At 62.1% G+C, this 9,764-nt stretch carries 11 protein-coding genes; 4 read left to right on the top strand and 7 right to left on the bottom strand.

The annotated features are described in order from the left end of the window. Positions 1 to 6 precede the first annotated feature (6 nt). Positions 7 to 531 (bottom strand): DUF962 domain-containing protein, encoded by a 525-nt coding sequence (locus K5E37_RS25605; RefSeq protein ID WP_221535471.1) that lies wholly within the window; start codon positions 529 to 531, stop codon positions 7 to 9. Positions 532 to 616: 85 nt separating this feature from the next. On the opposite strand from K5E37_RS25605, the gene K5E37_RS25610 reads away from it, so the two are divergent. Continuing rightward, a complete protein-coding gene (locus K5E37_RS25610; RefSeq protein ID WP_207984673.1) occupies positions 617 to 1,300 on the top strand; it encodes a Crp/Fnr family transcriptional regulator in 684 nt (227 codons plus the stop codon). A 123-nt stretch (positions 1,301 to 1,423) separates the two neighbouring features. Here the strand turns inward: K5E37_RS25610 and uraH are convergent, their stop codons facing one another. Both uraH and K5E37_RS25620 read right to left on the bottom strand, forming a co-directional pair. Continuing rightward, complete coding sequence (uraH, locus tag K5E37_RS25615; RefSeq protein ID WP_221535472.1) at positions 1,424 to 1,834, bottom strand: hydroxyisourate hydrolase; 411 nt, start codon at positions 1,832 to 1,834, stop codon at positions 1,424 to 1,426. A gap of 16 nt (positions 1,835 to 1,850) precedes the next feature. Then, complete coding sequence (locus K5E37_RS25620; RefSeq protein ID WP_221535473.1) at positions 1,851 to 2,333, bottom strand: heme-binding protein; 483 nt, start codon at positions 2,331 to 2,333, stop codon at positions 1,851 to 1,853. A gap of 137 nt (positions 2,334 to 2,470) precedes the next feature. On the opposite strand from K5E37_RS25620, the gene K5E37_RS25625 reads away from it, so the two are divergent. Both K5E37_RS25625 and K5E37_RS25630 read left to right on the top strand, forming a co-directional pair. Further along, a complete protein-coding gene (locus K5E37_RS25625) occupies positions 2,471 to 3,151 on the top strand; it encodes a heavy metal response regulator transcription factor (protein WP_007952810.1) in 681 nt (226 codons plus the stop codon). Next, the gene (locus K5E37_RS25630) at positions 3,141 to 4,526 is read left to right on the top strand and encodes a heavy metal sensor histidine kinase (RefSeq protein ID WP_221535474.1); all 1,386 of its coding nucleotides are present in this window, start codon (positions 3,141 to 3,143) and stop codon (positions 4,524 to 4,526) included. Before K5E37_RS25625 ends, K5E37_RS25630 begins: the two co-directional genes overlap by 11 nt. A 133-nt stretch (positions 4,527 to 4,659) precedes the next feature. Here K5E37_RS25630 and K5E37_RS25635 read toward each other — a convergent pair whose 3' ends face one another. After that, positions 4,660 to 5,664: an AraC family transcriptional regulator gene (locus K5E37_RS25635; RefSeq protein WP_085608575.1), complete on the bottom strand. Its 1,005-nt coding sequence runs from the start codon at positions 5,662 to 5,664 to the stop codon at positions 4,660 to 4,662. A gap of 100 nt (positions 5,665 to 5,764) precedes the next feature. Here K5E37_RS25635 and K5E37_RS25640 point away from each other — a divergent pair, with 100 nt between their 5' ends. Next, a complete protein-coding gene (locus K5E37_RS25640; RefSeq protein WP_221535475.1) occupies positions 5,765 to 6,838 on the top strand; it encodes a fatty acid desaturase in 1,074 nt (357 codons plus the stop codon). A gap of 53 nt (positions 6,839 to 6,891) precedes the next feature. Here the strand turns inward: K5E37_RS25640 and K5E37_RS25645 are convergent, their stop codons facing one another. From K5E37_RS25645 to K5E37_RS25655, 3 genes are all read right to left on the bottom strand, one after another. Further along, positions 6,892 to 8,502: an arylsulfatase gene (locus K5E37_RS25645; protein WP_221535476.1), complete on the bottom strand. Its 1,611-nt coding sequence runs from the start codon at positions 8,500 to 8,502 to the stop codon at positions 6,892 to 6,894. Between the two features lie 14 nt (positions 8,503 to 8,516). After that, the gene (locus K5E37_RS25650) at positions 8,517 to 9,332 is read right to left on the bottom strand and encodes an ABC transporter ATP-binding protein (protein WP_207984681.1); all 816 of its coding nucleotides are present in this window, start codon (positions 9,330 to 9,332) and stop codon (positions 8,517 to 8,519) included. Further along, positions 9,329 to 9,764: ABC transporter permease (locus K5E37_RS25655; protein ID WP_221535477.1), on the bottom strand; the 436-nt coding region annotated here is incomplete at its 5' end. The genes K5E37_RS25650 and K5E37_RS25655, both read right to left, overlap by 4 nt.

Raw genomic sequence — 9,764 nt, forward strand, 5'->3', positions numbered from 1 at the left:
AGTGGTTCAGACAGCCGCACGATTCGGATTGACCCGCACCACACCCGCCCGCGCCTCGATCTGCTCTTTCAGCTCATGGCGCATCCCGAGCATGAACGCCAACTCGGCCACCACAAACAGCGGCCCGACAATCAACCCGCTCAAGTCATCCACAAACGCTGGTTTGCGCCCTTCATAGTGGTGCCCGACAAACTGGATCACCCAGCCAATCAAAAACATCGCCAGACCGCTGCTGAGCCAGACCATGGTGCTCTGCTGCGCCAGGACATGCCCGGCCCACACCGACAGCCCCATCAACCCGGTCATCAGAACCCCGAGCTTCAGCTCCAGGCGCAGGTAAAACCACGCCGAAGCGAGGGCCGCGATCACCGCCGGGGAAATCCACAAGCCGCCCACCGACCATTCCGGCCGCGACAACAGCACGGCCACCGCCACCACAATCAGCGGAATCCCGATAAAGTGGCTGGCGATGTTGCGCGGGTCACGGTGGTAAGCGGCGTATTGACTCAAATGATCGACGAGGCTTTTCATTGTTGTTCCTCCTGTAGGGTGATCGAATCATGCCCCGGGTTCACGGCTCGCTCTGTCAGGCAGGCGACAATCTTTAGGAGAACGCATGGATAAGGTCTGGCGCGAGCGTCTGTTGACCGGGCAATGGTTCAGTCATCTGCCTTCGTCCTTTCAGGATAGTCTGCTGGCGGCGGCCCGGGAGCGGCGGCTGGCGGCGGGACAGCGCTTGTTCCAGCGCGGCGATGCACCATGCGGGCTGTACGCGGTGCTCGACGGCGCGGTGCGCATCGGCGCGGTCAGCGAGCAGGGCAAGGAGGCGTTGCTGAGCCTGGTGGAGGCGCCGCACTGGTTTGGCGAAATCTGCCTGTTCGACGGCCAGCCTCGCACGCACGATGCCTACGCGGTCGGGCCTTGTACCCTGCTGAACATTCCCCAGGCCACGCTGCTGAAACTGCTCGACGAACATCCCGTCTACTGGCGGCATCTGGCCTTGCTGATGAGCCACAAATTGCGCCTGACCTTCATCAATCTCGAACAGCTGAGCCTGCTGCCGGCCCCGGCGCGTCTGGCTCATCGCCTGCTGATGATCGCCGAAGGCTACGGCGAACTCGATCCGCCACGCCGCGTGCTGCAACTGCCCCAGGAACAGCTGGCGTCGATGCTGTCGCTGTCGCGGCAGACCACCAACCAGATCCTCAAGGAGTTACAGGGGCAGGGGATTATCGGCTTGAGTTATGGCGAAATCGAAATCCTCGACACTGATCGCCTGCGGGCACTTGCCACACTTTAGTGTTCACTACTATCCCTGTGGGAGCGGGCTTGCCCGCGATTGGGGGCTGTCAGTTGTCCTCTATGTCGATTGACACGACGCCATCGCGGGCAAGCCCGCTCCCACAGGGGAATTGTATGTGGCTTACGAACCGCGATAGGTCGAGAAACCATACGGGCTCAGCAGCAACGGAATGTGATAGTGCTGATCCGTCTGCTTCACTTTAAAGATCACCGGAATCTCCGGAAAAAACGTCTCGTGCTTCGCCTTTTCGAAGTACTCGCCGGTCTTGAACACCACCCGATATTCACCCGCCTCGAACGGTTTGTTCGACGGGAACAGTTCGGCGATCCGTCCCTGTTCATTGGTGGTGCCCTGCACCAGCGGCTGCCAGTCCTGGCCGACATGACGTTCCAGCGTCACGTTGATGCCCGGCGACGGCAGGCCGTTTTCCAGATTGAGTACGTGCACGCTCAGAGGGTTGCCGGCGGCCAGCGCCAGGCTCGAAAAAGCGCTCAAGCCAAGCGCGGCGAAAGTCATGCGCAGTGGGGTCATGGTGATGCTCCTGGGTTCAAGTACGGTTGAGGGACAGGCCGACGATTTCGGCAGCCTTGATCGCGCAGTTTTCGTCCTGCTCGCCGCCACCGGAACCGGCTACGCCCATGGCGCCAACCAGTTCCTTGCCAGCGAACAGCGGGATGCCGCCGCCGAGTAACAACAGCTCATCGAGGGTGTTGAGGTTGGCGGTTTCCGGGTTGCTGCGGGCGCGCTCGGCGAACAACCGGGTCGGGGTCTTCGTCGATAGCGCGGTGTAGGCCTTGCGTTGGCTGGCGGCGGTGTTGTGCGGGCCGATACCGTCGCCGCGCAAGGTCACCAACAGGTTGCCGCCACGGTCGAGCACCGACACCGTGCCGGTGCAGTTTTCCAGCGCTGTGTCGGCCAGCAGCCGTGCGGTTTTCAGATCGAGATCGGTGTGACGGGGCAGTTCAGGCGCAGCAAACGTAGCGCTGCTGAGGCCGATTGTCAGGCTGGCAACCAAGTATTTAACGGTCATGGGCAGGCTCCAAAAAGCGAAGGCCGCCACCTTATCCGCCGGTCCCCGTCGAAACCTCGTCAGCCGGATTACAAGTTTGTAATGGGCAACGGCGCCGAAGGGGCCTAGCCTGTGTCTCTGATCAATCGAGGTGTGCCATGCGTTTGCTGGTCGTAGAAGATGAAGCCAAAACCGCGAATTTCCTCGCCAAAGGGCTGGGTGAGTCGGGTTTTGCCGTGGACGTGGCGCTGAATGGCCTCGATGGACGCTACTTCATTGAGCAGCAGGCATATGACCTGATCATCCTCGACGTGATGCTTCCGGGCCTCAATGGCTGGCAACTGCTGCAGCTGATCCGTCAGCGCGGCGCCACGCCGGTGCTGTTCCTGACGGCGAAGGACGCCATCGAAGACCGCGTGCGCGGCCTCGAACTGGGAGCCGATGACTATTTGCTCAAGCCGTTTGCCTTCGCTGAATTGCTCGCGCGGGTACGGACGTTGTTACGGCGCGGGCCGATGCGCGAAGCCGAGTCGTACAGCATCGCCGATCTGGAAATCGACGTGCTGCGCCGCCGGGTCAGCCGTGGCGGTCAGCGCATCGCCCTGACCAACAAGGAGTTCGCCCTGCTGCATTTGCTCGCCAGCCGTCAGGGTGAAGTGCTGTCGCGTACGCTGATTGCTTCGCAGGTGTGGAACCTGAATTTCGACAGCGACACCAACATGGTCGAAGTCGCGGTGCGTCGGCTGCGTTCGAAAGTCGATGATCCGTACATGCCCAAACTGATCCACACCGTGCGCGGGGTCGGCTATCAACTCGAAGCGCCCGACGATGCGCGCTAGATCCATCGCCTGGCGCCTGGCCCTGGCGTTCGCCGCCGTCTGTGCGTTGGTACTCAGCGCGATCGGCGTGTTCCTGTATCGCTCGCTGGCCTCGGAAATCGCCTGGCGCGACGACATGGCGTTGCTCGGTCGTCTGGAGCAGGTGCGCGCGCTGCTCGCCGACAGCGACAGCCTCGACGCCTTGCAGGCGCGGCCACGGCTGTACCAGAACATGCTCGGCAACCTAGACAGTCTGCTGCTGGTGCAACGCGCGGATGGCTCGAATGTGATCACGATCAACCCTCGCCAACGCGCACTGCCGTCCGTGCAGGCCATCCCCCGGGATCAACCGCCGCAACGCCGCGATGTGCTGACCTGGCAGGCAACGGACGGTGTCGAGCTGGCCCTGTTGTCAGGTCAGGCTCAAGGGCCGAACGGCGAAGCGCTGACCGTGATCGCCGGCAAGGTATTGAGCGAGCGCGAACAGATGCTCGGCAGCTATCGCCTGCGCTTGTATCTGGCCGTCGGCCTGGGTGCCGTACTCGCTTTCACGCTGGGCCTGGCGCTGTTGCGCCGAGGCTTGCGGCCTCTGCGCAAGCTGAGTGAAGCACTGCGCGGCATCGACCTGCGCAGCCTCGACCAACGCGTCCCCACCGCCGGCACGCCAGCGGAATTGCTGGAACCGGTGCACGCGCTGAACGGCATGCTGGTGCGGCTGGACGACGGCTTCCAGCGCCTCTCACAGTTTTCCGCCGACCTCGCCCATGAAATCCGCACGCCGCTGCACACCTTGCTCGCCAGCAACGGCCAGGCACTGAATTACCCGCGCAGCAGCACCGAGTATCAGGAAGTGCTGGCCTCGAACATGGAAGAGTTCGAACGGCTCAAGCGCATGGCCGAAAACCTGATGTTTCTCGCCCGCGCAGAGCAGGCTGAGCGAGCGCTCGATCTGCGCACGCTGGAACTGCACGAAATCGGTGATGAGTTGTGCGACTACTTCGAAGCCCTGGCCGATGACCGGGAAATCCGCCTCGAAAACACGTTCAGTGGAGAGTTGCTGGCGGATCAGCAACTGCTGCAACGCGCGTTGGGCAATCTGTTGGCCAACGCCGTACGCCATGCCGACGCCGATTCGATCATCAGCCTGCGCCGACGCGATGAACCAGGCATGTGCTGGCTGCAGGTCCACAACCTCGGACCGGTCATCGCAGATGAACATCTGGGCAAACTGTTCGACCGCTTCTACCGCGTCGACCCGTCCCGCGCGGAGCCGGGAGATTCCGGCGGATTGGGACTGGCAATCGTGCAGTCGATCATGCAGTTGCATGGGGGGCGGGTGCGGGTGAGTAGTGATGCAAATCGCACTGTGTTTGAACTGGGGTTTGTGGTGACCTGACGGGCGCTTTCGCGGGCAAGCCCGCTCCCACAATGGTCGAGGTGTGACACGGATTTTTTTGTACGCCCCAATTCTTGTGGGAGCGGGCTTGCCCGCGAAGAGGCTGGTCGATTCAGTACAAATTCCAGGCCCGTCAGCGCAACTGATCCCGAAACTGCCCCGGCGTCATCCCCGTCCAGCGTTTGAACGCGCGGCTGAAGCTGCTGGTGTCGGCAAATCCCAACAGATAACTGACCTCGCTCAGCGAGCATTGCGGATCGCGCAGGTGCAGCAGCGCGAGGTTCTCGCGGCTTTCATTCAGCAGGGTGTCGAAGCGACAACCCTCGTCCGCCAGATGCCGTTGCAGGCTGCGCAGGCTCAAGTGCAGGGCCTGGGCGATGCGTTCGGCGCTGGGTTCGCCTTCGGGCAGTTGTTCTTCGATGGCGTCGCGCACCTTGCGCTCCCAGGTCAGCGGTTGGAGCTGGGCGAGGGTGCGTTTGAGCACTGCCTCGTTGTGCTCGGCCAGTTCCGGGTTGGCGTCGTCGAGGTGGCTGTCGAAGTCGGTGAGGGCGAATTCGATGCGGTCTTCTTCGGCGGAAAAATGCACCGGCGAGCGGAATACCTTGTGCCATTGATGGGCATCGGCTGGTTCCGGGCGACGCAGATAAACCGCCAGTGGTGCGTAGTCGCGGCCCAGGCGATTGCGACAGGTACGCACGTAGATCGCGGCGAAGGCGTCGATGGCTTCGAAGGCCGGAGCGGGGTTGTCGGTCGGGATTTTCAGGCGAAACCGATAGCGGTCTTCGGTGCGGGTCAGCTCCAGTTCCAGCGCGTCGCTGACCACCTGGTGATAACGCACGATCCGCTCGAACACTTCACGCAGGCTGCCGCTGGCCACCAACGCATAGCCCAGCGCGTGAAACGTCGTGGGGCTGACGAACCGCGACACTCGCAAACCGATTGCCGGATCACCGCTGACCTGCACCGCGATTTCCCACAGGCGTGTGGTCGCGGACAACGGATAGCGGGCGTTCGGGTCGTCCATCAGTTGCGGATCGAGTCCGGCCTGCTGACACAGGGCAGTGCTGTCCAGCCCCAGCGCGTCGAGTTGCTTGCGCAGGGCACGGGTCCAGCTGGCGAGAGAAGTCGGTTCCTTCATGCTGATTGGCGCTTCCGGTCAACAGGTTGGCGTTCTCGGCTACCGCGTTCGAAATCTGCGCGGGGCAGGATACGAACATCAATAACCAGAGGATGGAAGCATGGACCGTACTTCTGCAAGTCCCCAGCGACACAATGCTGCCCAGCGATCAGCGCATATTCGCGAAGTAGTGCTGGCCAAGGGCGTCGAGCTGCGCGAGCGCTACCCGATTCTCAAGCATCAGGACGCCCTCGGCGCGGGGATTCTGGCGTTTGCCCTGGCCGGGATGATCGGTTCGGCGGCGCTCTACATCACCGGGCACATGGCGTGGTGGGCGTGCCTGTTGCTCAACGCGTTTTTCGCCTCGCTGACCCATGAGCTCGAACATGACCTGATTCACAGCATGTATTTCCGCAAACAGCGCGTGCCGCACAACCTGATGATGGGCCTGGTGTGGCTGGCGCGGCCGAGCACGATCAACCCGTGGATCCGTCGCCATTTGCACCTCAATCATCACAAGGTGTCCGGCACTGAAACCGATATGGAAGAACGGGCAATCACCAACGGCGAACCGTGGGGTTTCGCGCGGTTGCTGATGGTCGGCGACAACGTGATGTCGGCGTTCATCCGCATGCTTCGGGCCAAGACCTGGGCGCATAAATTCAGCATCATCAAACGCACCCTGAAGGTCTACGCACCTCTGGCGCTGGTGCATTGGGGGGCTTGGTATGTGTTTCTCGGGTTCCATGCCTCCAATGGAATCGCTTACTTGATGGGCTCGCCGATCGAATGGTCAGCGACCACGTTGTCGGTGATGCAGGTGATCGACATCGCCGCCGTGGTGATCATCGGCCCGAATGTATTGCGCACCTTTTGCCTGCACTTCATCAGTTCGAACATGCATTACTACGGGGATGTGGAGCCGGGTAATGTGCTGCAGCAGTGCCAGGTGTTGAATCCGTGGTGGCTGTGGCCGTTGCAGGCGTTCTGCTTCAACTTCGGCAGCAGTCACGGGATTCATCATTTTGTGGTGAAGGAGCCGTTTTATATTCGCCAGCTGACGGTGCCGGTGGCGCATAAGGTGATGCGGGAGATGGGGGTTCGGTTTAACGATTTCGGGACGTTTGGGCGGGCGAACAGGTTTGTTCGCAAGGAAGAAGTCCAGCAGAAAGAAGTGCAGACGGCTCAGGCTTGAAGGTATCCGAAGCTATCGCCGGCGAACCGGCGATAGCCTTACATCAGCCCCCCTCAATCCGGCTGAAACGGCGACTCACTCAAAATCACCCCGGTCTCCTCCACATACCGCTGCCAATGCTCAATCAGCGCCTCAAGCTTCTGCGGCTGACTCGACGCCAAATCATGAATCTCCCCCGGATCACTGCCCAGGTCATAAAGCTGCCATGTCGCCGGCCCCACCGGCCCGGGGATCCACACCGCCTTCCACTGCCCCTGCCGAATCGCCCGGCGCCCGAACAACTCCCAGCCGGTAACGGTGTGTTCGTCATGCACCTGCGCCGTTTCGCCGGACAAGAAACCCAGCCACGATTTACCACGCAACGGCGCCACCGGTTTGCCGTGCCACTGCTTGCCGGGATGGCGCACGCCGGCCAGATCGAGGATGGTCGGCGTGATGTCCATCACCGTGCCGAAACCATGGCTGATCTGCCCCTTCAGCGGCAGCTGCGGATAGTGCAGCAGTGCCGGAACGCGAATCCCGCCCTCGGTGGTGAAGGCCTTGAACAGGCGTGACGGCGCGGTCGCCACCTGCGCCCAGTTCGGCCCGTACCAAACGTAGGAATTGGCGCGCCCGATGTTTTCGAGGCTGTTGTCGTAGTGCTGGCTCAGATACGTCACCAGCTCCGGACCGAATTTCGGGAAGGCTTCCAGCAGTGCGCCTTCGGCACCGTTGTCGGACATGAACAGGATGAAAGTGTTGTCGAGCTGGCCCTGCTGGCGCAGGTAGTCGACGACGCGGCCGATGTTCCAGTCCATGCGCTCGACCATCGCTGCGTAGACCTCCATCGCCCGGGCGGAAATGCGTTTTTGTTCATCGCTCAGCGCGTCCCATTGCGCGGTCAGCTGGATCAGCGGATGCGGCTCGATATCCGGCTCGATCAGCCCCAGCGATTTGAGTTTTTCCAGACGCTCGAGGCGCAGCACTTCCGGCCCCGCGTCGTAGCGGCCACGGTATTTTTCGACGATGTCGGCGGGCGCCTGCAACGGCCAGTGCGGCGCAGAAAACGGCAGGTAGGCGAAGAACGGCCGGCTCTGATCGCGCTCCTTGAGGTACTGCAACAGCTTGTCGCCGAAGGCGTCGGAGGAATAGAAATCCTTCGGCAATTCGTCGATGAACGTGTCGTTCTCGATGTACAGCGCCGGGGTGGATTTCAGCAGGCCGGGCGTGTGTTCATCGTAGGTCGGTTCGAATCCGTAGTGGTTCGCCGCGCCGGGCAGCAGCGAGAACGAACGCTCGAAACCTCGGGCGTGGGGCGCCAGTTCGGCGGTCAGGCCCAGGTGCCATTTGCCGCTCATCAAGGTCTGGTAACCGGCCTCGCGCAGCAACTCCGGCAACGCGACGACACGGTCGTTGAGGTAGCCCTCGTAACCCGGTTTGCCGATCAGATCCGGGGTCAGGGTTTCGGCCATGGTGCCGATGCCGGCGATGTGGTGATCGGTGCCGGTGAGCAGCATCGAGCGGGTCGGCGAGCAGGTCGGTGCGGTATGAAAATCGGTCAGGCGCAGGCCGTTGTTGGCCAGGGCATCGAGGTTCGGCGTGGCGATTTCGCCGCCGAAGGCACCGATGTCGGAGAAGCCGAGGTCATCGGCCAGAATCACCAGAAAGTTGGGACGTTGCGGCATCAACAGGCTCCTGTTCAGCAGGCAATGAACGACAGCGGCAGATCGCGGATCTGCACCGGTGCGCTCGGTTGGTAATGGTCGTCACTGGTCAGTTCGTGCAGCAGTTCTTCGCGTAACTGGTGGAAGTCGAAACTGCTGCGCTGGCGCGGATGGGGCAGGGCGATGTCCACCACCTGTTTGATCCGGCCGGGGCGCGGTTCCATGACCACCACGCGGTCGGCGAGGAAGATCGCTTCCTCGACATCGTGGGTGACCAGAATCGTGGTGATCTTTGCCCGTTCGCGAATCGCCAGCAGCTCGTCCTGCATCTGCTGGCGGGTCAGCGCGTCGAGGGCGCCGAAGGGTTCGTCGAGCAACAGGATCCGTGGGCTCGCCACCAGTCCGCGAGCAATCGCCACGCGCTGGGCCATGCCGCCGGAGAGTTGATGCGGGTAGGCGCGGGTGAAATCGCGCAAGCCCACCAGCTCGATGAAATCGTTGATGCGTTGCTGTTTTTCAGCGGCGCTCAGCGGCTCGTTGACCAGACCCAGCCCGATGTTGTCGGCTACGGTCAGCCACGGGAACAAACGGTGTTCCTGAAACACGATGCCGCGCTCGCCGCCAATGCCGTTGACGGCTTTGCCATCGACTGTGATCTGACCGCGAAATTGCGTATCGAGGCCCACCAGCAAACGCAGCAAAGTGGATTTGCCGCAGCCGCTGGAGCCGACGATGGCGACGAATTCGCCCTCGGCGATGTCGAGGTTGAATTCGCGAATCGCCTCCAGTTCGAAACCGTCGACGTCGAAGGATTTGCCTACATGGTTGAAGCTGACAATCGGTGCGTTCATGCGTGTCTCCAGCGGGTGGCGCGGATTTCCAGGCGTTGGCCAATGAGGTTGAGCAGGGCGCCGGTGAGGCCGACCAGCAGCATCCCGGCCATGATCAGGTCCATGCGCAGCAGTTGTTGGGCGCCGATCATCTGGCTGCCGATGCCGCCGTTGGACGGCATGAAATATTCGGCGCCGATGGTGCCGAGCCAGGCGTAGATCAGGCTCAGTCGAAGCCCGGCGAAAATCCCCGGCGCGGCGCCCGGCAATACCAGGCGACGCAGACGCTGGCCGAGGCTCAGGCGAAGGACCTGCGCGGCTTCGTTGAGTTGCGGCGAGAGGTTGGCGACGCTGCGTTGGGTCGCGACAAACAACGGAAAGAAAGCGGCGAGGGCGACGAATACCCACTTCGCCAGTTCGCCCAGCCCGAACCACGCGGTGAGCAGAGGCACC

Origin of the sequence: Pseudomonas sp. RIT778 (assembly GCF_019718735.1) — a bacterium.
Classification (GTDB): Bacteria; Pseudomonadota; Gammaproteobacteria; order Pseudomonadales; family Pseudomonadaceae; genus Aquipseudomonas; species Aquipseudomonas aphyarum.